The 24,672-nt window shown below is 65.2% G+C and carries 20 protein-coding genes; 8 read left to right on the top strand and 12 right to left on the bottom strand.

The window, feature by feature from the left end; translation table 11 throughout:
* Positions 1 to 131: 131 nt before the first annotated feature.
* From gyrB to rpsT, 7 genes are all read right to left on the bottom strand, one after another.
* On the bottom strand, positions 132 to 2,567 hold the full coding sequence (gene gyrB, locus ACSHT2_RS19835) for a DNA topoisomerase (ATP-hydrolyzing) subunit B (protein WP_440635959.1): 2,436 nt from the start codon (positions 2,565 to 2,567) through the stop codon (positions 132 to 134).
* Between the two features lie 326 nt (positions 2,568 to 2,893).
* Positions 2,894 to 5,047, bottom strand: coding sequence for a hypothetical protein (locus ACSHT2_RS19830; RefSeq protein WP_440635958.1), 2,154 nt, complete (start codon positions 5,045 to 5,047; stop codon positions 2,894 to 2,896).
* Positions 5,048 to 5,196: 149 nt separating this feature from the next.
* A complete protein-coding gene (locus tag ACSHT2_RS19825; RefSeq protein WP_440635957.1) occupies positions 5,197 to 5,940 on the bottom strand; it encodes a hypothetical protein in 744 nt (247 codons plus the stop codon).
* Positions 5,941 to 6,050: 110 nt separating this feature from the next.
* Positions 6,051 to 7,187, bottom strand: a complete 1,137-nt coding sequence (gene recF / locus ACSHT2_RS19820) for a DNA replication/repair protein RecF (protein WP_440635956.1) — start codon at positions 7,185 to 7,187, stop codon at positions 6,051 to 6,053.
* 127 nt (positions 7,188 to 7,314) lie between these two features.
* The gene (gene dnaN, locus ACSHT2_RS19815; protein ID WP_440635955.1) at positions 7,315 to 8,433 is read right to left on the bottom strand and encodes a DNA polymerase III subunit beta; all 1,119 of its coding nucleotides are present in this window, start codon (positions 8,431 to 8,433) and stop codon (positions 7,315 to 7,317) included.
* A 417-nt stretch (positions 8,434 to 8,850) separates the two neighbouring features.
* A complete protein-coding gene (gene dnaA, locus ACSHT2_RS19810) occupies positions 8,851 to 10,260 on the bottom strand; it encodes a chromosomal replication initiator protein DnaA (RefSeq protein WP_440635954.1) in 1,410 nt (469 codons plus the stop codon).
* Positions 10,261 to 11,505: 1,245 nt separating this feature from the next.
* Positions 11,506 to 11,772, bottom strand: a complete 267-nt coding sequence (gene rpsT / locus ACSHT2_RS19805; protein WP_028178125.1) for a 30S ribosomal protein S20 — start codon at positions 11,770 to 11,772, stop codon at positions 11,506 to 11,508.
* A gap of 422 nt (positions 11,773 to 12,194) precedes the next feature.
* Here rpsT and ACSHT2_RS19800 point away from each other — a divergent pair, with 422 nt between their 5' ends.
* Both ACSHT2_RS19800 and ACSHT2_RS19795 read left to right on the top strand, forming a co-directional pair.
* On the top strand, positions 12,195 to 12,512 hold the full coding sequence (locus tag ACSHT2_RS19800; protein WP_440635952.1) for a hypothetical protein: 318 nt from the start codon (positions 12,195 to 12,197) through the stop codon (positions 12,510 to 12,512).
* A 201-nt stretch (positions 12,513 to 12,713) separates the two neighbouring features.
* A complete protein-coding gene (locus ACSHT2_RS19795; protein WP_440635951.1) occupies positions 12,714 to 13,454 on the top strand; it encodes a polysaccharide biosynthesis/export family protein in 741 nt (246 codons plus the stop codon).
* 80 nt (positions 13,455 to 13,534) lie between these two features.
* Here ACSHT2_RS19795 and ACSHT2_RS19790 read toward each other — a convergent pair whose 3' ends face one another.
* The 3 genes from ACSHT2_RS19790 to ACSHT2_RS19780 all read right to left on the bottom strand — a co-directional run bounded on the left by ACSHT2_RS19790 (position 13,535) and on the right by ACSHT2_RS19780 (position 15,503).
* Positions 13,535 to 14,206 (bottom strand): dienelactone hydrolase family protein, encoded by a 672-nt coding sequence (locus ACSHT2_RS19790; protein ID WP_440635950.1) that lies wholly within the window; start codon positions 14,204 to 14,206, stop codon positions 13,535 to 13,537.
* A gap of 172 nt (positions 14,207 to 14,378) precedes the next feature.
* The gene (locus ACSHT2_RS19785; protein WP_440635949.1) at positions 14,379 to 14,714 is read right to left on the bottom strand and encodes a hypothetical protein; all 336 of its coding nucleotides are present in this window, start codon (positions 14,712 to 14,714) and stop codon (positions 14,379 to 14,381) included.
* A 24-nt stretch (positions 14,715 to 14,738) separates the two neighbouring features.
* On the bottom strand, positions 14,739 to 15,503 hold the full coding sequence (locus ACSHT2_RS19780; RefSeq protein WP_440635948.1) for an alpha/beta fold hydrolase: 765 nt from the start codon (positions 15,501 to 15,503) through the stop codon (positions 14,739 to 14,741).
* A 593-nt stretch (positions 15,504 to 16,096) separates the two neighbouring features.
* On the opposite strand from ACSHT2_RS19780, the gene ACSHT2_RS19775 reads away from it, so the two are divergent.
* From ACSHT2_RS19775 to ACSHT2_RS19765, 3 genes are all read left to right on the top strand, one after another.
* Entirely contained in the window at positions 16,097 to 16,588 is a 492-nt protein-coding gene (locus tag ACSHT2_RS19775) for a (2Fe-2S)-binding protein (RefSeq protein ID WP_440635947.1), read from the top strand.
* Positions 16,585 to 18,870 carry a molybdopterin cofactor-binding domain-containing protein gene (locus ACSHT2_RS19770; RefSeq protein ID WP_440635946.1) on the top strand — a complete coding sequence of 762 codons (2,286 nt, stop codon included), beginning with the start codon at positions 16,585 to 16,587 and terminating at the stop codon, positions 18,868 to 18,870. Before ACSHT2_RS19775 ends, ACSHT2_RS19770 begins: the two co-directional genes overlap by 4 nt.
* 412 nt (positions 18,871 to 19,282) lie before the next feature.
* Positions 19,283 to 20,377, top strand: coding sequence for an HD-GYP domain-containing protein (locus ACSHT2_RS19765; RefSeq protein WP_319333005.1), 1,095 nt, complete (start codon positions 19,283 to 19,285; stop codon positions 20,375 to 20,377).
* A 115-nt stretch (positions 20,378 to 20,492) separates the two neighbouring features.
* On the opposite strand, the gene ACSHT2_RS19760 is transcribed toward ACSHT2_RS19765, so the two are convergent.
* Both ACSHT2_RS19760 and ACSHT2_RS19755 read right to left on the bottom strand, forming a co-directional pair.
* Positions 20,493 to 22,073: an ATP-dependent acyl-CoA ligase gene (locus tag ACSHT2_RS19760; protein ID WP_440635945.1), complete on the bottom strand. Its 1,581-nt coding sequence runs from the start codon at positions 22,071 to 22,073 to the stop codon at positions 20,493 to 20,495.
* Between the two features lie 114 nt (positions 22,074 to 22,187).
* Positions 22,188 to 22,598 (bottom strand): VOC family protein, encoded by a 411-nt coding sequence (locus ACSHT2_RS19755; protein ID WP_440635944.1) that lies wholly within the window; start codon positions 22,596 to 22,598, stop codon positions 22,188 to 22,190.
* Positions 22,599 to 22,717: 119 nt separating this feature from the next.
* Here ACSHT2_RS19755 and ACSHT2_RS19750 point away from each other — a divergent pair, with 119 nt between their 5' ends.
* From ACSHT2_RS19750 to ACSHT2_RS19740, 3 genes are all read left to right on the top strand, one after another.
* Positions 22,718 to 23,692, top strand: coding sequence for a Bug family tripartite tricarboxylate transporter substrate binding protein (locus ACSHT2_RS19750; protein ID WP_319332997.1), 975 nt, complete (start codon positions 22,718 to 22,720; stop codon positions 23,690 to 23,692).
* A gap of 150 nt (positions 23,693 to 23,842) precedes the next feature.
* Positions 23,843 to 24,121, top strand: a complete 279-nt coding sequence (locus ACSHT2_RS19745) for a DUF3551 domain-containing protein (RefSeq protein WP_440635943.1) — start codon at positions 23,843 to 23,845, stop codon at positions 24,119 to 24,121.
* Between the two features lie 92 nt (positions 24,122 to 24,213).
* On the top strand, positions 24,214 to 24,666 hold the full coding sequence (locus tag ACSHT2_RS19740; protein ID WP_440635942.1) for an ArsR/SmtB family transcription factor: 453 nt from the start codon (positions 24,214 to 24,216) through the stop codon (positions 24,664 to 24,666).
* Positions 24,667 to 24,672: the final 6 nt, after the last annotated feature.

Here is a 24,672-nt window from a genome sequence, read left to right as displayed (position 1 = left end):
GTGGTGAAGTTCAGGGTTGCTAACCGTCATGCCCGGGCCCGTCCCGGGCATCGACGTTCTTTGTGCCGCAGTTGAGACGTGGATGGCCGGGTCAAGCCCGGCCATGACGCCGTAGAGGCAGGCAGCTAGCGCTAGATATCGATCGTCGCGCTGAGCGAGTGTTCCTGGATGAAGTCGCGGCGCGGCTCGACCACGTCGCCCATCAGCTTGGTGAAGATGTCGTCGGCCTCGTCGACCTCCTTGACCTTCACCTGGAGCAGCGAGCGTGCATCGATGTCCAGCGTCGTTTCCCAGAGCTGTTCGGGGTTCATCTCGCCGAGACCTTTGTAGCGCTGGAGCGTGACGCCCTTGCGACCGGCGTCAGTGACGGCCTCGAACAGGTCGACCGGGCCGTAGACAATGTGCTCGACATCCTTGCGCCTGAGCTTGCCGGGGCGGGCATAAACGTCCTGGAGCTTCACGGTGTATTCGTCGAGCTTGCGCGCCTCGACCGAGCCGAGAAAGGCGTCGTCGATGACGGCGGCTTCCTTGACGCCGCGCACCGTGCGCTCGAACTGGAAGCCCTGACCTTCCACATACTGGCCGATCCAGCCGCGCTCGACCTCCTCGGACTGATTGTCGAGGCGGCCGGCGATATATTGCGCGGCCGCCGCAGCTTTCTCCGGATCGCCGTAGATCGCCTTGTTCAGCACGCCGGTGATCGCGGCCTGCTCGATCACCTTGCGATTGTAGCGGCTGTGCAAATTGCGCAAAACACTGCGGACGACGCGGGCATCGTCGACCAGCGAACGCAGGTCGCGGCCGCTGCGATCGCCGCCGGCGCCGGGAAGGAACACGCAGTCGTCGAGCCCGGTGTCGATCAGATAGTCTTCCAGTGCCCGCTCGTCCTTCAGGTACTGCTCGGACTTGCCTCTGCTGACCTTATAGAGCGGCGGCTGGGCGATATAGAGATAGCCGCCGTCGATGATTTCACGCATCTGGCGGTAGAAGAAGGTGAGCAGCAGCGTGCGGATGTGAGCGCCATCGACGTCGGCGTCCGTCATCACGATGATCTTGTGATAGCGCAGCTTCTCGATCGAGAATTCGTCGCTGATGCCGGTGCCGAGCGCGGTGATCAACGTGCCGATCTGCTCCGAGGAGAGCATCTTGTCGGGACGCACGCGTTCGACGTTGAGGATTTTGCCGCGCAGCGGCAGCACCGCCTGGAATTCGCGGTTGCGGCCCTGCTTGGCGCTGCCGCCCGCGGAGTCGCCCTCGACGATGAACAACTCGGATTTGGCCGGATCCTTTTCCTGGCAGTCGGCGAGCTTGCCCGGCAGCGAGGAGACCGAAAGCGGGCTCTTGCGGGTCAGCTCGCGCGCTTTTCGCGCGGCCTCGCGCGCGGCCGCGGCCTGGATCACCTTGCCGACGATCATCTTGGCTTCGCTCGGGTGCTCCTCGAACCAGGCCTGGAGCGCCTCGTTGAGGACATTCTCGACCACGGGGCGCACTTCCGAGGACACCAGCTTGTCCTTGGTTTGCGACGAGAATTTCGGATCGGGCACCTTCACCGACAGCACGGCGGTGAGGCCTTCGCGGCAATCGTCGCCCGTCAGCGCGATCTTTTCCTTCTTGGCGTTGGCCTCGGCATAGCCGTTGACCTGGCGCGTCAGCGCGCCGCGGAAACCGGCGAGATGCGTGCCGCCGTCCCGTTGCGGGATGTTGTTGGTGAAGCACAGCACGTTCTCGTGGTAGCTGTCGTTCCACCACAGCGCGGCCTCGATGCCGATGCCGTTGGCTTCCGAGCGCACCATGATCGGGGCCGGCACGATCGGGCTCTTGTTGCGGTCGAGGTATTTGACGAATTCCTCGACGCCGCCGGAATAGTGCATCTCCTCGCGCTTCTCGACCGCATGACGCATGTCGGAGAGGATGATGTTGACACCGGAATTGAGGAAAGCGAGCTCGCGCAGGCGGTGCTCGAGCGTGGCAAAATCGTATTCGACGTTCTTGAACGTCTCGGTCGAGGCCAGGAACGTCACCTCGGTGCCGCGCCTGCCCGGCGCGTCGCCAACCACCTTCAGCGGTGCGACGGCATCGCCATGGGCGAACTCGATATAGTGCTCCTTGTTGTCGCGCCAGATGCGCAGGCCGAGCTTGCTCGACAGCGCGTTGACGACGGAGACGCCGACGCCGTGCAGGCCGCCGGAGACCTTGTAGGAGTTCTGGTCGAACTTACCGCCGGCGTGCAGCTGGGTCATGATGACCTCGGCCGCCGAGATGCCTTCGCCCTTGTGGATGTCGACGGGGATGCCGCGGCCGTCGTCGCGCACGGTGACGGAATTGTCGGAATTGAGGATCACTTCGACCCGCGTGGCATGGCCCGCGAGCGCTTCGTCGATCGCGTTGTCGACGACCTCGTAGACCATGTGGTGCAGGCCCGAGCCGTCATCGGTGTCGCCGATATACATGCCCGGGCGCTTGCGGACGGCGTCCAGACCCTTGAGCACGCGGATCGATTCCGCCCCGTATTCGCTCGCGGTGGAGGGCTCGTTTTCGGCAGCAGGCTGCCGAGCAGGTTCTGTCATGAGAGGCCTTCGAGATGTCGCCCGAATCAGCGGCGCAAAAGGCGCTGATTTGCGGGGCTATTTGTGCCATGAAAGACTGCTTGCGCCTAGCGCAAAGTCTCTCCCGGCAACCCTTTGAACAGATAGGGTTTTTCGGCCGGTTTTCAAGGCTTTTGGAGGGCGATTTCCGGCACTGCAAAAAGCGCGATTCGGAGGCTCGTTCCGGGTCTTGCAAGACGTGGATTTTGCGGGGTCGGGAAGTGGTTCCGAACAGTCTTGGCCGTGACACGCGGAGGCGTTCCGCGGGCCCGGCCGGCGCGCTACGCCGTGCCGGAAGGCAGTGCGCCTCAGTACATCTGAAGCGGCAGCACGTCTCCGCCTGGCCCCACCAGGAGCCCCCAGGCCTCGCCGGCGGCAACGGTCAGCGCTTCGGTGCGGGCCGGGCGTCCGGGCAGGCGCAGCGCGTACGGGTACTTGCCGGGCGGCAGGTCGAGCATCGGGCCCTTCGGCGATTGCGGGCCGCCGGCGCCGGCCGCGATCTTCACCGTCTGCTTGTTGATCGTCAGCGAGGCCTCGTTCGGTCCCATATTTCCGAGCATAAGCCGCGCTTGGCCTGCTTTCGGCATGATGTCGGCCTTGGCCGCGGCATCCGAATTTTTCTGCGCCAGATTGACCGTGGTCTCGCCCTTGGCGCGACCGAGCTTGAGCACGGCCGGGCCTTGTGGCGAGGTGAAGTCGATCTGCGCGCGTTCTGCGGACACAGTCGCGCCGTCGGTCTTCTCCCGCCAGCCGAGCCTGGACAGCTCCGCACGGTAGAAGGCGAGGACGTCGCTGAGCGGAGCGGGAATGCTGGCCGCCAACTCGCGGCGGAACGGCGCCTCGCTGCCCGGCATCTTGGTGGTGGCGAACGATTTTAGCGAACGCTGTGTCGGCACGGGCAGTTGGGACTCGGGATCGGGCTTGAGCGGCTCGGACGATTTGGCCTGCACCTCCACCTCCGCGCTGGGCGCAGGCTTGGCCGCTTCCGTCACCAGGCCCGATCCATTGGCGCGGACATTCACCTTCGGACCCATCTGCATCACGGTCATCGAGATCGACTTGCCGCCCCTGGAGAATGCCATCACCGCCATGTTGGGCTGGTTGATGACGGAGGGCTGCTCCTTCCAGCCCGCAGTCTTCAGCGTCGTGCGGTAGAACGTGCTGAGCGTCTTTACGGTCGAGGACGAAGAGAATTCGAGCCGGCCGTCGCCGCCCTCGAACGTCACGCCCTCGGCGGTCTCGGGCAGCGGCACCGGCGTCTTGCTGTCGGCGAGCGCATTGAGCGGCGCATCGGACAGGGCGGCGGCCTGCGCCTTGCGCCTGGCCTCATCAGCGGCAATGAGCTGCTGAGCCGCGCCTAACGCATCGCCAAGGAACTTCTCGTCGGCCTCCTTCTTCGCCCTGGCGCGGGCGGCAAGCGCTGATTCCTTCACCTGCGCGGTCAGGCTGATCATCGTGAAATCGTATTTGCGGCCGAGTCGCAGCACGCCGTTTTCTTCCGCCGAGGAAATCTTGATCGCGATCTCGTCGCCGGGGGCGAGGGGCGCGCTGCCATCCTCCTGCCAGCCGCGCGCGGCGAGCTCGCGATGATAGAAGGCGAGCACGGCAGGCAGCTCGGCCATCGCCGCCGCCGACATCTCGCGCTTGCTGGAGCTCGCGCCGCCAAGGCTCCGCGCAGATTTGGTCGGCTTGGGCCGCGGCAGGCCGGCCATGTCGTCGTCGGCCTGAAGCACCTCCGGCAGCGCGAACGGCGCCACACGAATTTCGACATTGGTGCGGCCGTCGTCGCGGCGCGTCAGGGTCAGCATGACCGGCTTCTGCTTGTAGAACTGCGTCGTGTCGCCGTCGGGATGATCGTAGAGGACGCGCACGCCGTTCGGAACCGTCTCGGCGAGATCGGCGTTCGGCCAGCGCGCCGCCGTCTCGGGCGTGAGCTTGCGCCAGCCCATCGTTGCCATCTCCCTGGCGAAGAAGGCCGAGGTCGCATCGAGCGCGCCGGGCGCGATGCAGCCGAGATAGGGCCGGGTCTCGTCGAACACGAGTTCGGTCGCGCCGTCCGGAAACGGCACATTGGAATAGATCCGGTTCGGCGTGTAGGACACGGCGGACTGGCCGCGGGCCTGCGTGAAGGAGGCACGGAGCCCCTGCCGTCCCTTCTTGAAGGTCAGCGCGGAGCCCTTCTCGTCCAGCGGATACACATAGGGCACCCAGCCGTCCGCGCTCAGCAGCTTCTTCGTAGCTTCCGACGTGGCTGCCATCCCGGTCGGCACGGTGTACGTCACACGGTAGGTGTCCGGGCGCGAAGTGTCCTCCACCGCGCCGTCCAGCCGCGGCAAGGCATGGACGTCGACGATGCCCTCGTCGGCTGCGCTCGCGGGACGTGGAGCGCTCACCATTGCGATGACGCACGCGAGCAGCAGCCATCTTGCCGGGACTTGCGCCCCGCGCCGGATCATCGGCATCGTCAAAGCTCCCGGATTTTGGCGCGTCGTCATGCCCGCGCAATTGCAAGCTGCGACACCATCGGCGCGGCCTCAGACGAGAAGTCGCTGCAGGAACCGGCCAGGTTCAACAGGCCGCGCAGGAGCTGCGCGATGTGCGCAGGCAGGGCTCAATACAGCTGGAGCGGCGGCCACGCCGCTCCGTCGCGCCCGACCGTGAGCTCCCAGGTATCGCCGGCCGTGACGGTGAGCATGTTCGTGGTGGCCGGACGGCCCGGCACGCTCAATGCGTAGGGGTATTTGCCGGGTAGGAGGTCCAGCGCTACGGCGTTGGCGCCGGCGGGGCGCGGGATGGTCCGCTCGCTGATCTCGAGCACGGCTTCGTTCTCGCCGATGTTGCTGAACACCAGCTTCGCCTGGCCGGGTTCGGGCAGGACGTTCGCGCGGGTCGCGACATCCGAATTCTTCTGCACGAGACGGACCGCGGTGCTGCCGCCATTGCGATCGAGCTCCAGCGTTGCCGGCCCGATCGGCGAGACGAAGGCGAGGCGTGCTTGATCGGCGGTGACCACGGCGTCATCCTGCCGTTCCTGCCAGCCGAGATTTCGAAGCTCGGTTCGATAGAAGGCGAGGACGTCGCCGAGCTTTGCGGGCACGCGGGCTTCGAGCCTGGTCCGGAGCGGAGCTTCGAGTCCGGGCATCACGGTGGTGTGGATCCCTCGATAGCTGTAGCGGGTTGGCGCAGGCAGCTTGGCCGCCGGATCCAGCGTCAGCGCGGCCGAGAACAGCGGCGGCAGGTTCGATACGAAGGCGCCGGCGCTTGCCGCGAGCAGGCAGCTTGCGAAGAGAGCGAGGCCGCACGCAACAAGCTGCCATCGTGCCGGAGCTTGCGCCCCACGCTCCACCGTCGCCATGCTCATGCTCCAAGGATATCGCGCATGTCTGAAATCCTGCGCGATGGCTGGCGTCCAGCAGCCACAAGCAGCTAGTCGCTGATGGAAACGGGCGGGTTCAATGTGGCGGCCTACCTTCGCGCCGAGACTCGTCCGCTCTCGACGTCAAAGACTTCGCCGCCCGCGCCGATCTCTGTGAAGGCGGCAGGATCCGCACCGGTCAGCCACACCTGCGCGCCGAGCTTCTTCAGCTCCTCGAACAGCGCCGCACGGCGGTTCGGATCGAGATGCGCAACCACCTCGTCGAGCAGCAGCAGCGGCACGATGCCGGTCATCTCAGCGACCAGCGTCGCATGCGCGAGCACGAGACCGATCAGAAGCGCCTTCTGCTCGCCGGTGGAGGCATCGCGCGCCGGCATGCTCTTGGGCGCATAGATGACCTGCAGATCGGTGAGATGCGGGCCGTCGGTGGTGCGGCCGGCAATCGCATCGCGCGGGCGGTTGTCGCGCAGGATCTGGCGGTAGCGGTCCTCGACCGAGGTCGCGGTCTCCGTCAGCAGCGCGTTCTCCATCCAGCCGTCGAGCGCGATTTGCGCCGAGGGAAAGGCGGATTCCTGCGCGCGCGCGTTGAGCATGCCGGTGAGCCTTGCTGCGGTCTGGCCGCGGGTTGCCGCGACCGCGACCGCTAGCTCCGCCGTCTCGCGCTCGATCGCGTCGCACCAATGGTCGTCGTAGTTGCGCGTCTCCAGCAGGCGATTGCGCGAGCGCAGCGAGCGCTCGAGTGCGTTGATCCGGCTGGAATGCTCGCTGTCGATGGCGAGCACCAGGCGGTCGAAGAAGCGCCGCCGTTCGGAGGCTGCGCCCATGAACAACCCGTCCATCGCCGGCGTCAGCCACACCATGCGGATGTGATCGCCGAAGGCGCTGGCCGAACCCACCGGCTCGCGGTCGATGCGGCAGCGCCGGCTCACGGCGCTGTCGGCGCGCGGCGCGTCGATGCCGGTGCCGAGCGTCGCGAGCCCCAGCGCGCCCTCGACCTGCGCCGACACCGCCCAGGAGCCGTCGCCCTGGTTGTCGGCAACGTCCTCCAGCGTCGCCCGCCGCAAGCCGCGTCCCGGCGACAGGAACGAGATCGCCTCGATGCAATTGGTCTTGCCCGCCCCGTTCGGCCCGACCAGCGCCACCATGTCAGCCGCCGTCTCGAGCCCCGCCGCCCGATAATTGCGAAAATGCGTCAGCGTCAGGCGATGAATGCGGGAGGGGGTCATGGGATCCGCTTTTCGTCATGCCCGGCCTTGTGCCGGGCATCCACGTTCTTAGGCTCTGAAGACGTGGATGGCCGGGACAAGCCCGGCCATGACGGATGTAGTCAAGGCGTGAGGAGGCCGGTAGGTCTCACACCCGCATCGGCATCAGCACGTACAGCGCGCTCTTGTCGTCGCGGTCTTGCACCAGGGTCGGCGAGCCGGGGTCCGCGAGCTTCAGGGTTGCGACGTCGCCTTCGATCTGGGCGGCGATATCGAGGAGGTAGCGGGAATTGAAGCCGATATCGAGGGCGTCAGAGGCGTATTCGACCTCCAGCTCCTCGGTCGCGCTGCCGGAATCCGGATTGGTCACCGACAGCACCAGCTTGCCCGGCGACAGCGACAGTTTCACCGCCCGCCCGCGCTCGCTGGAGATCGTCGAGACGCGGTCGACCGCGTTCTCGAAATCCTTCTTGTCGACGACGAGCTCCTTGTCGTTGCCTTGCGGGATGACGCGGCCGTAGTCGGGGAAGGTGCCGTCGATCAGCTTCGAGGTCAGCACCACATTGCCGATGGTGAAGCGGATCTTGGCCTGCGACAGCTCGATCGTCATTTCGGCCTCGCTGTCCTCGATCAGGCGCTGCACCTCGCCGACGGTCTTGCGCGGCACGATGACGCCGGGCATGCCCTCGGCGCCCTTGGGCTGCACCAGATCGAGCTGGGCGAGGCGGTGGCCGTCGGTGGCGACGCCGCGCAGGGTCGCGGCCTTGGCCGTGCCGGCGGCGTGCAGATAGATGCCGTTGAGGTAGTAGCGCGTCTCCTCGGTCGAGATCGCGAACTGGGTGCGGTCGATCAGCCGCTTGACGTCCTTGGCGGCGAGCGAGAAGGAATGCGACATGTCCCCGGCGGCCAAATCCGGGAAATCGTTCTCTGGCAGCGTCTGCAGTGTGAAGCGCGAGCGGCCGGCGCGGATCGCCAGCACGGCGCGGTCGCCGTCGGCCTCCAGCACGATCTGCGAGCCATCGGGCAGCTTGCGCACGATGTCGTAGAACATGTGCGCCGGCACGGTGGTGGAACCGGCGGTCGCGGTTTCTGCCGGCAGCGTCTCCGTCACCTCGAGGTCGAGGTCGGTCGCCTTCAGCGACAATTTCGCGTTCTCGGCGCGGACCAGCACGTTGCCGAGGATGGGAATCGTGTTGCGGCGCTCGACCACGCGGTGGACATGGCCCAGCGACTTCAGGAGTTGCGCGCGTTCGACCGTAACCTTCATTGCACTACTCGCCCGATCCCCAAGGAAAACACAGCGTTGAGAAGGCCGGGCGGCGGGACGCGCGCCACGGCACCGAAGACCCCGAAAAGCCGGATCATCCACCCGATATGACCAAAGCCGCCAGGGTCGCGCAAGGTGGCTCGGATGGCCCCCGGATTCAAGGGACCGGGAGCAGTTCCCCACGATTTACAGGCAGTTTCGGCTGTCTCGATCCGTCATGCCCGGGCTTGTCCCGCCTGCGCGGCCGAAGCCGCTTCGGCGAGGCGAAGGCCCGGGCATCCACGTTCTTGGTGCCGCAGAGAAAGGCGTGGATGGCCGGGACAAGCCCGGCCACGACGCTGTGGGGCCGCCGGTGTGCGCGAGCCTCCTCTACGATTGACCTGCCCGCAGGCGGGGAGAGGCCAAAGAAGTAGGCCTTTATTCCTGGAGCTGGCGCTTCAGCGACTCGACCTCTTCCGACAGCGCGGTGTCCTTGGAGACCAGCGCCTCGATCTTGCGCACGGCGTGCAGCACGGTGGTGTGGTCGCGTCCGCCAAAGCGGCGGCCGATCTCGGGCAGCGAGCGCAAGGTCAGCGTCTTGGCGAGATACATCGCCACCTGGCGCGGGCGGACCACGTTGGCGGTGCGGCGCGAGGACAGCAGGTCGGAGCGGCTGACATTATACTGCCGCGCCACCACGCGCTGGATGTCCTCGATCTTGATCCGCTTCGGCTCCTGCGGCCGTACCAGGTCCCGCACCTCGTGCTCCGCCATTTCCAGCGTCACCGGCCGGTTGTTGAGCTTGGAATGCGCGAGCAGACGGTTGATCGCGCCTTCGAGGTCGCGGCCGTTATGGGTGATGGTGCGCGCCAGATAATGCAGCACCTCCTCAGGCACCTCGAACGTCGCATGATGGGCGCGGGCAGCTGCGACGCGCGACTTGAGGATGCCGTGGCGCAGCTCCTCGCCGAGCGAGCCCATCTCGACCACGAGACCGCCTGCCAGCCGCGAGCGCACGCGGTCATCGAGGCTTTCGAGATCGGACGGCGGACGGTCGGCCGCGATCACGACCTGGCGGCCGGCATCGATCAGCGCGTTCAGCGTGTGACAGAACTCGGCCTGCGTCGACTTGCCCTGGAGAAACTGGAGATCGTCGATCACGAGCACGTCGATGCCGCGCAGCGCTTCCTTGAAGGCGAGCGCCGTCTGCGTCTTCAGCGCGGCGACGAAGCCGTACATGAATTTTTCGGCGGTGAGATAAAGCACCTTGCGCTCGTTGCCGGAATTGCCGGCCCAGGTCACCGCCTGGAGCAGATGCGTCTTGCCGAGACCGACGCCGGCATGGATGTAGAGCGGGTTGAACATCACGGGATCGCCGCGGCGACCTTCGGCGACCTGGCGTGCGGCCGCATGCGCCAGCGTGTTGGAGCGGCCGACGACGAAGCTCGCGAAGGTCAGGCGCGGATCGAGCGGCGAGCCGCCGAGCGCGTCGTGATTGGCCGAGACCGGCGCGGTCGCGGTCGAGCGCAGCTCCGGCATCGGTGCGCGGCGCGCCTCGACCGGCGCGGGCACTTCCTTCGCCTGCACCACCGGGCGCACGGCGGAGCGAACGGTGAGGTCGATGCGATGCACTTCCGGCATCTCGGCCTGCCAGCACGACAGCACGCGCTCGGCATAGTGCGCCTGGATCCAGCTCTTCAGGAAACGCGTCGGCACCGATAGCCGCACGCTCTCGTCCTGCACGCCTTCAAGGTCCATGCGTGCAAACCAGCTCGTGTAGACGTCCTCGCCAACGCTCGAGCGCAGCCGACCCTTCACGCGTGACCAGCGATCCTGTTCCATTGTCATCGTCAGAAAACTTCTCTTGAGAGATTTAGTTGCGTTGTGAGCGCCATGCAGGGTTCCTGCCACGGTCCCTGAAGTGGCGCGACCTCAAGCGAGTCCATCGTCAGGCATAGCTCGACCGTTCGGCGCGGACGCCGCAGGTCAGATCAGCGATGTCTGGGGATGGAGGGGTCGCGAGGTCAGCGCGTACTCGGCGCTCCGTCACACGCGGGAGGCTGGATATCCGACGGAGCTAGAACGGCATCATTGGAATAGGAAACTTGCTTCAATACCGCGTTGAGTCCGTAAGACATGATACCTCCCCGTCCTGCCGTGATCACTCACGACAAGGTCCTGCGTGTCCTGAAGACAACCGCGCCGTACTCCTGTCGCGGATGCCTGCCCAATGTACTGGTCGTCCGCTCGACTTCGCCACCTTGCGCGCCGGGGTAGCATTGCGATGTCTCTCATATTGCGCCGGGCGCGAGCGGGAAGATCCCGCCTGGAGACATTCAGACAAACAGCTACCATTCCCATATTGCTATGGGTTTTGAACCGACATCGCTTGTTGAAGCGTCGCCTACGTGCACACCGCCGCCGATTTGCACGTTCGCCCCGTTTCCTAAACCGCACTGGTCTGAAGATCGTGGGCGCCGCTGACGACTTAAGGAATACACTAAGCGGAAAGACTCGCAACGGAATTGATTCACACTTGAGGCGTCAAAAAACTTGACCTCGGTTAACGCCGCGCGCGACTTGTTCACAGGCTCCGAAGCAAGTTTTTGAATCCGTGCACAGAATCGAGAATGTCGCGCATCGTGTGACAATTCTCGGCCACCGCCAAAATTTTTTTACAAATTCGTCACGCACCCTATGCGCGAGCGAATTTTCCAAATGCTTGTCGCTGCTATGTTGATAAGTGATTATTGGTGCATCGCTTTTCGAGACTGGTTTTGCAGGGTAACTCCCCGGCCACACGCGTCCCAGTGAATCTACGGTGTGCAGGCCTCTCATCGGCCTTGATTCAATTCGAGCCCGCAGCGCAGGGGTTTTTGCAACGCGGTGAAGCTTCCGCTGCTGCAAGACATCGGCGAGCAAAACGGCGGGACGAAAAATAACGCAGGCGATGCAAATCATCCAACATCGGACCTCGCGTGACCGCTGGCGTGAATATGACAGTCAACAAAAAAGCCCGGCGCGATGCCGGGCTGTTTGACGCGCTGACCGGATCGACCGATCAGATGATGTCGCGAGATTACTTCGCGAAGACTACTTGGCGAGCTTGGCGATCTGCGCGGTGAGGCGCGAGACTTTGCGGCTGGCGTTGTTCTTGTGAATGATGTTGCGCTGGGCGGCGCGCATCAGAGCGGGCTCGGCACTCGCGAGGGCCTTCACGGCAGCGGCGCGATCGCCGGTCTTGATGGCTTCCTCGACGGTGCGCACGGCGCCGCGCATCTGGGTGCGGCGCGACTTGTTGACGGCGGTGCGGCGGGCGATCTTGCGCGTCGCTTTCTTGGCGGAAGTGGTATTGGCCATGGTCTCAATGTCCTTTGCGGGTACCGGTCGCGTCTTGGTCGGGTAGCGCCGGCTTGCTTGACCGCGTAATCGACGCTCGGATTTAGGGTGTTCGGTTGCTGGGCCGTTCCCGGAACATGAGCGACGGCCCTGCGGCCGTCTCTGAGGCTCCAAAGAGTCTTCAAGCTCAACAGAGTCTTCAAGCTCAAGGTGCCTGCAACTGCTCAAAGAACAGCGGCGGCAGGATTGCGCCCACCGCCAATTGGCGCCCTTATAGAGAGGGTCTTTGGCACCGTCAACGCTTTCGGGAGCTGGGAATCTGGCCTTTGATGGCCCGGATGGAGCCGTAACGCCCTGAAGAGGTTGAATTTCTGCCGTCGCCCGGCTATTGGCTGGCAACGTTCCAAGAGGTCGTCCGATCGGACGGCCATCGTAGGTGTGGCATGATCCGCGGCTTTTTCCGACTGATTGGGCTGTTGCTGCTCGCCGGCGGGTTCATCTTCATGGTCTATGACGGCGCCCGCTGGGTGGCCGACCAGACCCTCAGCTTCACCCGGTTCGGCCAGTTCTGGAACGACATCAATCAGGCCAGCCAGTCGGCATTCCGCAACTGGGTCGAGGCCAAGGCGCCCTGGCTCTGGACCTCGGTGATCCGCCTCGTGCTGGATCAGCCGGTCTTCGCCGTGCTCGGCATTCTGGGCATTCTCCTGATGATCCTGTTCCGCCCGCGCAAGCCGTTGATCGGCTATTCCCGGGATTGATCTTCAATTCCCGCCGCGGCACCGGCGTGTCCTGCCCGATCGGCCGTCGGCGTGAGCGTGTATGTCGCTCACTCATCGCGACAGCGCGCGTTTCTTACCCTCCCCCTCCAGGGGAGGGTGGCACCGTCATCGCCCCGCAAACGCTTTATTAACCATAACCGGTGCATCACTGGAGCCGTCTCGTTTCGAGGGATAGGTCCGGTGCCGGTTGCACGCGCGTTTCGATGGTCGATCTTGGCAGCGTCCCTGGCAGCGTCCGCCGCGCTTGGCCTTGGCGGCTGCATGCAGACCGCCGGTCCCGTCGCGGTGATGCAGCCGCGCGCCGATCTCGATTCCATGGCCTATGGCCAGCCCTACAGCGCGCCGCAGCCGGTCGTCGTCGCCGACGGCGGCGGCGCCATCGGCGCGCTGCGCAACTCCTTTGCCTCGTCGCCCGCACCCATGCCGGTCGGCTACGCCGCGCCGATGACGGTGCGCAATGGCGCCTCCTACCATCTCGACGCCGGCGACAAGCTTCGCGTCGTGGTCTATGGCCAGGAAGGTCTCACCAACAGCTATTCGATCGACGCCGGCGGCTCCATCACCATGCCGCTGATCGGCGCCGTGCCGGCGCGCGGCCGCACCACCGCAGGACTTGCCGGCGAGATCGCCGCGCGCCTGCGCAACGGCTACATCCGCGAGCCGTCCGTAGCGGTCGAAATCGAGGCCTATCGTCCGTTCTTCATTCTCGGCGAGGTCCTCGCGCCCGGCCAATATCCTTACGTGCCGAACATGACGGTCGAGAGCGCGGTCGCCATCGCCGGCGGCTTCTCGCCGCGTGCCAAGCGCGACGTGGTCACCGTCACGCACACCGAGAACGGCGGCTCCATGCGCGCCGTGGTGCCGCTCGGTACGCCCCTCAGCCCCGGCGACACCGTGTTCGTTGGCGAGCGCTGGTTCTAGGTTTCGGCCAACTCTCTCCTCGTCATTCCGGGCCTGCGCCTACCGGCGCATCCCGGAATGACAGCGGAAAGAGAAGCGTCCTACTTCAAATGCTTCGCGAAGAACGCCATGCTGCGCGGCCAGGCGATGTCGGCGCTGGCCTTGTCGTAGCTGGCGCGCTCGTCGCAATGGAAGCCGTGCTGGGCGCCCGGATAGATGAAGACCTCGACGTCGGGCCGCTTCGACTTGAAGGTCTCGACGTCGGTCAGCGGGATACCGGCATCCTTCTCGCCGAAATGCAGCTGCGTCGGCACCTTCGGCGTCTCGTCGGCAAAGCGCACGACCGCGCCGCCGTAATAGCCGACTGCGGCCTTCAGCCCCGACAGCCGCGTCGCCGCGACGAAGGCGATGCTGCCCCCTAGGCAAAAGCCGATGATGCCGACGGGGCCAACGCTCTTCACTGCATCGATCGCGGCCTGCGTGTCGCGCAGCATCGCGGCCCAATCGGGATTGGCGACGAACTTGCGCGCCTCGGCGATCTCGTCGGGCGAATAGCCGGACTGGAAGTTGGGTGACGTGCGATCGAAGATCGACGGCGCGATCGCGACATAGCCCTCTTCGGCGAGGCGGTCGCAGACCGAGCGAATGTGGTGATTGACCCCGAAGATCTCCTGGATCACCACGACCGCACCCTTCGGGGTGCCGGAGGGGTCAGCGCGATAGGCGCCGAATTGGAAATTGTCGGAGGCCGTCAGCTTGATGTCCTGTCCCACGCCGGTTGTCCTTCTTGATGGTCTTCGATCCGTAATTTCAGCTCTCACCCCTCATCCTGAGGAGCGCGCCCTTCGCGCGCGTCTCGAAGGATAGAGGCCCTCGACGCCTCAGCCGGGCCTTCATCCTTCGAGACGCTTGCTGCGCAAGCTCCTCAGGATGAGGGGAGACACCTCACTCCCACATCCAGTTCTCGCCGTAGTCCTCCTTCCATCCTGCCAGCCGTCCGTGACGGAATTGCAGGAACAGGCGGTGACGGTAGGGGATCAGTCCGCTGCCGCCGATATTACGCAAAGCGAGATAGATCTCGTTGCCCGGACGTCCGCGGACATATCGCAGCGGCTGGCCGAGGGCGCGCGCGCTCTGCTCGGCATCCATCCCGAAGGCGAGCGGCGTGTTGTTCGACAAGGTCGCGACGAAGGGCCGGCGCGGCGGCACGGTGCCGAACGGTTCGGCCTGCGCAGATATCGACAGCAACATCGCGCCCGCAGCCAGCATCGCCCGCTTCATCGCCTACGTCCTTGCTTGATCGACCTATGCCGGCAAGTTCTTCAGGAAAGGCTCGACCGCGTCAATAAAAGCCTTGGGCTGATCGATGTTGACGGCGTGTCCGGCGGCGGGGATCACGACCTTTTGTGCGCCGGGGATCTTTGCCGCCATGTAATCGGACGCGGCGAGGAACGGCGTGTCGTCGGCGCCCACCACGATCAGCGACGGCACCTCGATGTCGGGTAATAGCTCGATCACGCGCGCATCGCGCTGGGTAAGCATGCCGCGTGCGGCGAGCGCCAGTCCCCTGGCGTTGCGATGGCTGGCGGTGGCGCGCTCGCGCGTCGCCGATTTCAGCATGTCGAGACCTTCGCGGTCCAGCCTGTCGGCGGTGGCAAGCGCCCGCGCGTTCCACGCCTCGCGCGGGTCGTCCTTCTTGAAGCCCGGCCCGGTATCGATGACTAGCAGCGCGCGGACACGGCCGGGATGCGCGCGATAGAACGCGAGCGACATATAACCGCCAAGCGAGAGACCACCGATGACAGCGCGCTCGGCGCCGACCGCATCGAGGATCGCCGCCATGTCGCCGACAGTCAGCGCTTCGCTGTAGGCGCCGGGATCGTCGGGATAGTCGGACTGGCCGTGGCCGCGCATGTCCCACAGGATCAGCTTGTGATCCTTCGCGAGCGCATCGACCTGCCCATGCCACATCGCCGAGGTCGAGGAATAGCCGTGCGTGAGCAGCAACGGCGGACCCTCGCCATGAACCTCGTAGTAGATCCCGACGCCGTCCCGATCGATCCTCGGCATTGCTTCCGCCCTTTCGTTTTATTCCAGTCGCGACTTCAGTGCTTCACCCTCCCCTGGAGGGGAGGGGAATCGCATATGATCTCTCGGAAAGGTCTGAGCAAGCGCCTCGTCCTTCGAGATGACCGCTCCGCGGTCTCCTCAGGATGAGGCTTCGCTAGAGCGGTGTCCTTTGAAACTGCCGCTGCACACTCCGCCCTCATCCTGAGGGCCCGCCGGAGGCGGGCGTCTCGAAGGATGGCCGCAGGCGAGCTTCCCGCCGCGCTTCCATATGCGATAGCCCTGTCCTCCAGGGGTGGTAAGGGTCGCGATTGGCTCCATTCTACTTTGCGAAGTTACCTGGAAGAAACTGCCGGAATGCGATGGCACGCATGTCGGGGCACACTCGCCGTTGTGTCCAGTAGCTGCGGCGGTGCCGTTGGCGCGGCGCACAACGGGCGGGTGCGGAGGTGGTTTTTGGACTGCTTCCAAATTGCATTTGCCTCCGCGCCTGAACGCGATCATTCTCGTGGGCAAGGCTGACGCCAGCCCGGTGGGCGTCCGCCGCACAAGTTGCCGCCGTAAGCGGCTTCATGCACCGGCAGGGGAAGACGCCTATGCCAACACTCACCATCAACGGGCGGAGTCTGTCCGTGGATGCGGCGAACGACACGCCGCTCCTCTGGGCGATCCGCGAGCAATTGCAGATGACGGGCACCAAGTTCGGCTGCGGTGCCGGGCTGTGCGGTGCCTGCACGGTGCACGTCAACGGCGAAGCCGTGCGCTCGTGCCAGACCATGGTCGGCGACGTCGCCGGCAAGAAGATCATCACCATCGAAGGCCTCTCCGCCAAGGGCGATCATCCCTTGCAGAAGGCGTGGATCGCCGAGCAGGTGCCGCAATGCGGCTACTGCCAGTCGGGGCAGATCATGCAGGCGGCCTCGCTGCTTGCGAGGAATCCCAATCCGACCAAGGAAGAAGTGGTCGCGCATATGGACGGCAATCTCTGCCGCTGCATGACCTATTCGCGGATCCAGAAGGCGATCATGCGTGCCGCGTCCGAGATGCGCACCGCGTCCACCACCTCCAGCGAGCGGAGGCCCACATGAACGAGCACGTGAAGAACGTCGTCCCCGCGACGACCGATCTCAGCCGCCGCTCCTTCCTCGTCGGCACCGCCGCGACCGGCCTCGTGCTCGGCTATGCCGGCGTGCCCGGCATCGATGCTGCGGCTGCCGCGGCGCCCGCCAATTTCGAGCCGAGCGTCTGGTATGCGATCTCGCCGGATGGTCTCGTCACCGTGACCTGCGGCAAGGCCGATATGGGCCAGCACGTCGCCTCCACCATGGCGCAGCTCGTCTGTGAGGAGCTGGGCGCGAAATGGAGCGACATGCGCGTATCGCTCGCCTCCAACGACCCCAAGTTCAACGATCCCGTCCTGGGCGCCCAGATCACCGGCGGCAGCTGGTCGACCATGATGAACTTTGACGCCATGAGCCGCGCGGGCGCCGCCGGCCGCATGGCCCTGACGGAAGGTGCGGCCGCCGCAATGGGCGTGCCGGCGTCGGAGCTCGTGGTGCGCGATTCCATGATCGTGCATCCGAAGTCGAAGAAGCAGATGTCGTTCGCCGACGTCGTGAAGAGCGGCAAGGCGACCAAGACCTTCACGCCGGACGAGCTGAAGGCCATCAAGCTGAAGACGCCGGACCAATACACCCTGATCGGGGTGTCGGTGCCGCAGCTCGACATCCCCTCCAAGACCAACGGCACGGCCAAGTATGGCATCGACGTGATGCTGCCGGGCATGGCCTATGGTGCGGTGGTCACGCCGCCGGTGCGCTTCGGCGCCACCGTGAAATCGGTCGACGACAGCGCGGCGAAGAAGGTGCCCGGCTTCATCAAGGCGGTCACGCTCGACGACAAGACCGGCACGACGTCGGGCTGGGTCGTCGCCGTCGCCAGCACCTACGCCAACGCCAGGAAGGCGGCACAGGCGCTGAAGATCGCCTATGACAACGGTCCGAACGCGAAGCTGTCGAGCCAGTCGCTGCTCGATGAAGCCAAGCGGCTCCAGAAGCTGGAGGATTCCGGCCAGTTCTTCGTCAAGGACGGCGATCCCAATGCAGCCTTCGGCTCCGCGGCCAAGGTGGTCGAGGCCGAGTACACCACCAGCATCAACATCCACGCGCCGCTGGAGCCGATGAACGCCACCGCGGAGTTCAAGGGCGACATCCTGCACATCTATTCCGGCAACCAGTTTGCGACGCGCTCCGGTGCGATCGCCGCAGGCGCAGCCGGGATCGATCCGAAGTTCGTGGTGATGCACCAGCATTGGCTGGGCGGCGGCTTCGGCCGGCGTCTCGATGCCGACATGATGATTCCGGCGGTGCAGGCGGCGAAGGCCGTCGGCAAGCCGGTCAAGGTGATCTACTCGCGCGAGAACGACATGACGATGGATTTCTCGCGTCCGCTCACCTATCAGAAAGTGAAGGCCGGCGTGGACGGTGACGGCAAGCTGATTGCGATCAGCCATGACGTGGTCTCGGCCTGGCCGACCGCGCGCTGGGGAATCCCCGATTTCCTGACGCCCTCGGTCGACAAGAAGGGCCCGCTCGATTCCTTCACGGTCAATGGAGCGGACTTCTTCTACACCGTGCCCAACCATTATGTGCGCGCGATCAAGAACGAGCTCGCGCACAATGCCACGCCGTCCGGCCAGCTTCGCTCGGTGGCGCCGGGCTGGACCTTCTGGGCGGTCGAAAGCATGATCGACGAGATCGCTGCTGCGACCGGCAAGGATCCGGCGCAGTTCCGCATCTCGCTGCTCGACGGCGCCGGCAAGAACGACGGCGGCGCGCAGCGGCTGCGCAACACGCTGCTCGCCGCGATGGGACTGTCCGGCTACGGCACCCGGCAATTGCCGACAGGCGAGGGCATGGGCGTCGCCTGCGTGTCGTCGCAGGAACGCGCGAGCGCAAGCTGGACGGCGTGCGTGGCTCACGTCGCCGTCGCGCCGTCGGGGGCCGTGACCGTGAAGAAGCTCACGGTCGCAACCGACGTTGGCACGCAGGTGCATCCCGACAATATCCGCGCCCAGGTCGAGGGCGCGGCGCTGTGGGGCCTGTCGCTGGCGATGTACGAGAAGGCGACGCTCAAGGACGGTGGCATCGAGCAGACCAATTTCGACAGCTACAGGCCCTTGCGCATGAGCCAGACGCCCGAGATCGCGGTCGCCGTGATCGCCAATGGCGAGAAGGCCACCGGCGTCGGCGAGCCCGCGGTGACCGTGGTGGCGCCCGCCATCGGCAATGCCATCTTCAAGGCCAGTGGCGCCCGTATCCGCGCCCTGCCGATCACGGCGGAGGCGGTGAAGGCGAGCATGAAGGCGTAGGGCCGTCTGCGATTGCCGAACGAGTTGATCCGCCGGAGGCAATCTCCGGCGGATTTTTTTGAACGTCGCCTCCACAGCCTCGCTGTCATGCCCCGCGAAAGCGGGGCATCCAGTATGCCGCGGCCCCTCGGTTCCAGCCGCGCCGTCTCGACGTACTGGGTCGCCCGGTCAAGCCGGGCGATGACAGTGGCGAGGGGGCGAGAGCGGTTTCGAATTCCCCTGTGCTATCAATGCCCTTTCTACTGTGCATGGGGTTGTTTTCGCGGTTTTGAAGTTCCCGCCTGCGGGGAAGCCAAAACCCGTAAAATTGCGCTTAATTCCGCAGGGCTCCATTGAGCACGCCTCTTAAGGGCCGGAGAACCTGATGCGGCTTAGGTTGTCTCCAAATCCAGTCCCGTGCTTTGGGGAAGTCATGAACGCCGCAGCCAAACCCGCCGCCAAACGCCGGCTTCTGCTCGCCTCCGATCGCAGCGACGAGAGCAGCGAGCTCGCCAGCATTTTGAAAGCGGTCGGCGACGTCTCGACGGTGACGACAGAGGCCATCCCCGCCCAACCGGCGCGCGATCTCTCCGGCCTCGTGGTCGACATCAACCTGCGCTCGCCCGAAAGCGTGCAGCGGGTCCGCAACAAGCTGCGCGGCGATGCCTACCGTTCGATGCCGCGGCTGTTCGTGCTCGCAGACGCCCTGCATCACGGCACCATGCAGGCCTGGGCGTTAGGGGCCACCGACACCATCTCGCGCCCGCTTCAGGCCGATGCCATCTTGCAGCGCATCCGCGCCGCCTTCCCGGACACTGCCGCCTATGACGCGACCGATCGCGGCAAGACGCTCAACCGCGGCGTCGAGGCGGCGCACGCGGTGCTGACCAGGATGTTCGAGAAGCTGCCGCTCGGCGTGCCCCTGAACTTTGACGACATCATTGCGGCCGAGAGCAAGATCCTGAAGGCGATCAAGCATTCCTCGCTGCGCGAATGGCTGACCACGGTCGGCTGCCACCATGTCGGCAGCTATCGCCATTGCCTGTTCGTCACCGGCTTCGCCGTCGCCTTCGCCCAGCATCTCGGCATGCGCGATGACGACCAGCGCCGCCTGACCCGCGCCGCGCTGCTGCACGACGTCGGCAAGGCCTTCGTTCCCGTTGCGCTGCTCGACAAGCCCGGCAAGCTCACCGACGAGGAGATGGCCGAGGTCCGCCAGCATCCGCGTCGCGGCTATGAAGCGCTCGCCGCGCAAGGCGGCTTCCCGCCGGAGATGCTGGACGTGGTGCTGCATCACCACGAATTCCTCGACGGCTCCGGCTATCCGAACGGCCTGTCGTCGAACCAGATCAGCGACATCGTGCGGCTGACGACGATCGTCGACATCTACGCCGCCCTGGTGGAGAAGCGCGCCTACCGCATGCCCTTCACCCACTCCCGTGCCTTCACGATGATGGAAGGCATGGGCGGCAAGCTCGATCAGCAGCTGTTGCAGGCGTTCCGGCCGGTGGCGCTGGGATCGTTTTGAACTTTGACGAGTCATTCCAGGGGCCGCGAAGCGCGAACTCCGGCGCGCACTTGCGCACCTGAGAATCTCGAGGTTCCGGGTTCGGTGCTTTGCACCGCCCCGGAACGACTGTACCTCACCCGACCATCTTCCTGAGCTCCGCCTTCGCCACCTTCTCCAGCGTCGAGCGCGGCATGTCGTCGACGAATCTTATCTCGCGTGGCACCTTGAAGTCGGCGAGGCCCTTTTGGCAGGCCGCCATGACCCTGTCATGCAGGTCGGGCGCGGCGCCCGTGACGCCGCCTTGCGGGATGATGAAGACGACCGGCACCTCGTCCAGCATCGGGTGCGTCTTCGCCACCACGGCCGCCTCGCGCACGCCGGGGACGAGCGCGATCACCTGCTCGATCTCGGAGGCCGCGACGTTCTCGCCGCCGACCTTCAGCATGTCCTTGGCGCGATCACCGAACTTGATATAGCCGTTCTGAAGCCGCTCGACGCGGTCGCCGGTGAGAAAGAAGCCGTGCTCGTCGAAACTCTCGCGCGTCGCCTTCTCGTTGTGCAGATATTCGGCGAACAGCGACAAGCCGGGGATGCCCTTGATCGAGAGATTGCCGGTGCCGCCGACTTCCGTCGGCCGGCCGTCGTCGTCGGTGATGCGGATCTGATATTCGGGCGCGGCGCGGCCGATCGACATCGGGATGTTGGGCTGATCGACCTCGCCGACGATGCCGTGGGTGATGGTCTCGGTCATGCCCCACCAGCCGATGACCTTGATTCCGAACGCGGCAAAGGCCGGCGGCTCGTTGATGGCGGAGCCCCACAGGCGGAATTTGTGGTCCTTCGGGATCTCCTGCTCGAGCAGGGCCTTCATGCAGAACGGAATGGTCGAGGTCCAGGTCGCGCCGTGCTCGCGCGCGACGCTCCAGAACCGGCTGGCGGAGAAGCGCGGCTGGATCACGCAGGATCCGCCGACCCATAGCGTCGCCAGCATGGAGTAGGCCAGCGCATTGGTGTGGAACAGCGGCAGATAGGTCTGGTGCACGTCGCTCGCATGCAGATCCTCATGTGCGGCGTTGATCTTGGCGCCCCACAGCGCGTTGGCATGGGTCCACAGCACCGCTTTCGGCCGCGACGTGGTGCCTGACGTGTACTGCACGCTGCAAGGCGCCAGCGGATCGGTCGCGCGCCGCGGGCGGTCGGCGCTGTCGGCGAACAACGCCTCGAAACGGTCGCCGCGCGAAACGGCCTGCGCGGGCGCCGTGCCGGCATCATGCGAGGTTACCGCCATCCAGCGAATGTTGCGGCAGCTCTGCGCGACGACTTCCGCATAGGCCGGCTGCGTGATCGCGGCGACCGCGCCGCAATGATCGGCGAAATATTCGATCTCGGCCGGAGCCGAGCGGGTGTTGGTGGTGACCGCGATGGCGCCGAGCTCGACACAGGCAAACCAGGCCAGCAGCGCCTCGATGCAGTTGTCGAGGTGAATGAGCACATATTCGCCGGGCTTGACGCCACGCCTGGCCAGCCCTGCCGCGAGCGCACCGACACGCTCGTGAAATTCGCCGTAGCTCCAGTGCCGCGCCGGCGCGTCGAACGGCGCCCAGATCAGGAACGGATGTGAGCTGCGCACCTCGGCGCGCACCCTCAAGAGCCAGGGCACGTCGAGCCCGTCGAAGGGGCCCACGATTCCGGCGGTGGTTTCCTGGATAGCCATGTGTCCTCCCGTGCAGCCTGCATCTTGCTGACGGCTGCCTTTCGATTATTGCGTCTTCCTGCCACCGGATGGCGCGGGGAGCAAATCGAGGGACGTATGCGGCCGAGGCGCGCCTCAATCCTCGTACGACGAGATCTCGATCAAGCTGCCATCCGGGTCCCGGCAATAGACCGAGCGCAGCGTGCCGCGCGCACCCTGCCTCGGGCCCGGGCCTGCCTCGATCGCGACGCCATGCGCCCGCAAATGCGCTGCCACCTCGTCCGGCGTGGCCGAGGTGAGAAAGCACAGATCCTCGCTGCCGGCGGTCGGGTGCCCGGCGGTGAACCACTCCACCTTGTCGGCATCGCGTTGCCGGACGTTGATCTTCTGGTTACCGAATTCAAGGAAAGTACGGGGCGCTCTGCCGCCGCCGGGATCGAACAGCTTGACTTCCATGCCGAGAATCTTGCGATACCATTCCGCGGTCACCGCGACATCGCTGACATTGATCACGAGATGATCCAGGGCGTGAACCTTGAGCGGCATGTCTCATCCTTTCGTCACGATGCGCCGCGCGCACTTTCCGCCTGCGGCAAGCTTTGTTACAACCGACGCGACTTTCAAGCTATCCGACTTTCAAGAACAACACTGGGAGAACCCTTGAGATGATCACTCGCCGTACCGCGCTGGGCCTGCTCGCCGCCAGTCCGCTTGCAGCCACCCCGCTGTCGAAGGCCCTTGCCGCCGATTATCCGGCTCGTCCGGTGAAATGGGTGGTCGGCTATCCGCCGGGCGGGGCCACCGACATCCTGGCGCGGCTGCTCGGCCAGCGGCTCTCGGAAAAGCTCGGCCAGCAATTCGTGGTCGAGAACAAGCCGGGCGCCGGGAACAATATCGCCACCGAATCGGTCGTCAATGCCGAGCCCGACGGCTACACGCTGCAGCTGGTCAATCCGGCCAACTACATCAATGCCTCGCTCTACAAAAACCTCAAGTTCAACTTCGTGCAGGATATCGCGCCGGTCGCTTCGTTCCAGCGCGTGCCGAACGTGATGACCGTCAACAAGGACGTGCCGGCCAAGAACGTCGCCGAGTTCATCGAATATGTGAAGGCCAATCCCGGCAAGGTGAACATGGCCTCGTCCGGCAACGGCACCTCGGTGCATCTGTCCGGCGAGATGTTCATGGCCATGACCGGCTGCAAGATGCAGCACGTCCCCTATCGCGGCGCCGCGCCCGCGATCACCGACTTGCTCGGCGGCCAGGTGCAGGTGATCTTCGACAACATGCCCTCGATCATCCAGCACATCCGCTCCGGTGCGCTGCGCGCGATCGGCGTCACCACCGCGCAACGCTCCCCGCAACTGCCCGACGTGCAGGCGATCGCCGAGACCGTGAAGGGCTACGAGGCCAGCGCGCTGTTCGGCATGGGTGCGCCGAAGAACACGCCGAAGGAAATCATCGCCAAGCTCAACGCCGAGGTCAACGCGCTGATGAAGGAGCCCGACATGACCAAGCGCCTGGTCGAGCTCGGCGGCGAGCCGCGGGTGCAGACCCCGGAAGCGTTCGGCGAGGAGATCAAGGCCGAGACCGAGAAGTGGAAGAAGGTCGTCGAGTTCGCCGGCCTGAAGGTCGAGTAGCGATCTTGTGATGACTGAGATGGAGCCCTGCCGTTCGGCAGGGCTTTTTTCTTGCGCGCTCGATTCCGTTGATCTGGAATAAAAGGGCGCAACGAAACCTGATGATATGTGGGGCCGTATCTCGCGTCACAAAGAGAGGAATTGGAAATCATGCGCATGATGCAATTGGCGCTGCCGGCGCTGGCCACGATGGTTCTCGTCGGTTTCGCCACCAGCACCCCCGCCACCGCGCGCGACTATCCCTGGTGCGCGCAGGGCGGCGAGTACGATTATCCCGGCGAATGCGCCTACAGCACCTATGAGCAATGCCAGGCCAGCGTCTCCGGCCGCTTGCTGTTCTGCGACCGCAATCCTCGCTTTGCCTACGGTCAGCAACAGGTCCCTCAACCGCGGCCGCACCGGCGCGCGCGGCCTGTCACTCCGTACTGATCGCGCTACGCTCGCCTGATCACGCAGTCGTGGGGACCCGTGCGAACGGGTTCCTGCTTGACGCCTTTCCGCTCGCGTCTATACTAAACCATATGGTTAAGTATAGGGACGAGACGCTGGACCGGACCTTTGCGGCGCTATCCGACCCGACACGGCGTGCCCTGCTGGCGCGTCTCGGCGAGCAGGACGGCCTGACGGTGAGCGAGCTGGCCGCGCCGTTTCCGGTCTCGCTGCCGGCGATCATGAAGCATCTCGACGTGCTCACGGATGCCGGCCTGATTATGCGGGAGAAGACCGGACGCACGGTCGCCTGCCGGCTTACCGCGCAGCCGATGGAGCAGGCGATGAACTGGCTCAATCGCTATGCGCAGTTCTGGTCCCACAATTTCGATCGTCTCGCCGCCTTCGTGGAGGATGAGAAATGGCCAACGCAGCCGCCGACGCCGCCGAACGCCCGGCAGAACGTCCAAGCCTCACGCTCACGCGCCGGCTCCGCGCGCCGCCCGAAAAGGTCTACGCCGCCTGGACGCAAGCCGCGCAGCTAGCGCAAT

This window comes from Bradyrhizobium sp. PUT101 (genome assembly GCF_052043945.1).
In the GTDB taxonomy this organism is placed as follows: domain Bacteria; phylum Pseudomonadota; class Alphaproteobacteria; order Rhizobiales; family Xanthobacteraceae; genus Bradyrhizobium.
The sequence above is the reverse complement of the archived record's forward strand: the minus strand, read 5'-3'. Positions and strand labels throughout refer to the sequence as shown.

Excerpts from the sequence above, each read along its gene's own strand:
- ACSHT2_RS19825 (WP_440635957.1), bottom strand. The coding sequence starts at position 5,940 with ATGGCGACGGTGGAGCGTGGGGCGCAAGCTCCGGCACGATGGCAGCTT.
- ACSHT2_RS19755 (WP_440635944.1), bottom strand. The coding sequence starts at position 22,598 with ATGCCGCTCAAGGTTCACGCCCTGGATCATCTCGTGATCAATGTCAGC.
- ACSHT2_RS19740 (WP_440635942.1), top strand. The coding sequence starts at position 24,214 with ATGGTTAAGTATAGGGACGAGACGCTGGACCGGACCTTTGCGGCGCTA.
- ACSHT2_RS19765 (WP_319333005.1), top strand. The coding sequence starts at position 19,283 with ATGAACGCCGCAGCCAAACCCGCCGCCAAACGCCGGCTTCTGCTCGCC.
- ACSHT2_RS19775 (WP_440635947.1), top strand. The coding sequence starts at position 16,097 with ATGCCAACACTCACCATCAACGGGCGGAGTCTGTCCGTGGATGCGGCG.
- dnaN (WP_440635955.1), bottom strand. The coding sequence starts at position 8,433 with ATGAAGGTTACGGTCGAACGCGCGCAACTCCTGAAGTCGCTGGGCCAT.
- ACSHT2_RS19830 (WP_440635958.1), bottom strand. The coding sequence starts at position 5,047 with ATGCCGATGATCCGGCGCGGGGCGCAAGTCCCGGCAAGATGGCTGCTG.
- dnaA (WP_440635954.1), bottom strand. The coding sequence starts at position 10,260 with ATGACAATGGAACAGGATCGCTGGTCACGCGTGAAGGGTCGGCTGCGC.
- ACSHT2_RS19780 (WP_440635948.1), bottom strand. The coding sequence starts at position 15,503 with ATGCCGAGGATCGATCGGGACGGCGTCGGGATCTACTACGAGGTTCAT.
- ACSHT2_RS19800 (WP_440635952.1), top strand. The coding sequence starts at position 12,195 with ATGATCCGCGGCTTTTTCCGACTGATTGGGCTGTTGCTGCTCGCCGGC.
- ACSHT2_RS19785 (WP_440635949.1), bottom strand. The coding sequence starts at position 14,714 with ATGAAGCGGGCGATGCTGGCTGCGGGCGCGATGTTGCTGTCGATATCT.
- ACSHT2_RS19750 (WP_319332997.1), top strand. The coding sequence starts at position 22,718 with ATGATCACTCGCCGTACCGCGCTGGGCCTGCTCGCCGCCAGTCCGCTT.
- recF (WP_440635956.1), bottom strand. The coding sequence starts at position 7,187 with ATGACCCCCTCCCGCATTCATCGCCTGACGCTGACGCATTTTCGCAAT.
- rpsT (WP_028178125.1), bottom strand. The coding sequence starts at position 11,772 with ATGGCCAATACCACTTCCGCCAAGAAAGCGACGCGCAAGATCGCCCGC.
- gyrB (WP_440635959.1), bottom strand. The coding sequence starts at position 2,567 with ATGACAGAACCTGCTCGGCAGCCTGCTGCCGAAAACGAGCCCTCCACC.
- ACSHT2_RS19745 (WP_440635943.1), top strand. The coding sequence starts at position 23,843 with ATGCGCATGATGCAATTGGCGCTGCCGGCGCTGGCCACGATGGTTCTC.
- ACSHT2_RS19760 (WP_440635945.1), bottom strand. The coding sequence starts at position 22,073 with ATGGCTATCCAGGAAACCACCGCCGGAATCGTGGGCCCCTTCGACGGG.
- ACSHT2_RS19770 (WP_440635946.1), top strand. The coding sequence starts at position 16,585 with ATGAACGAGCACGTGAAGAACGTCGTCCCCGCGACGACCGATCTCAGC.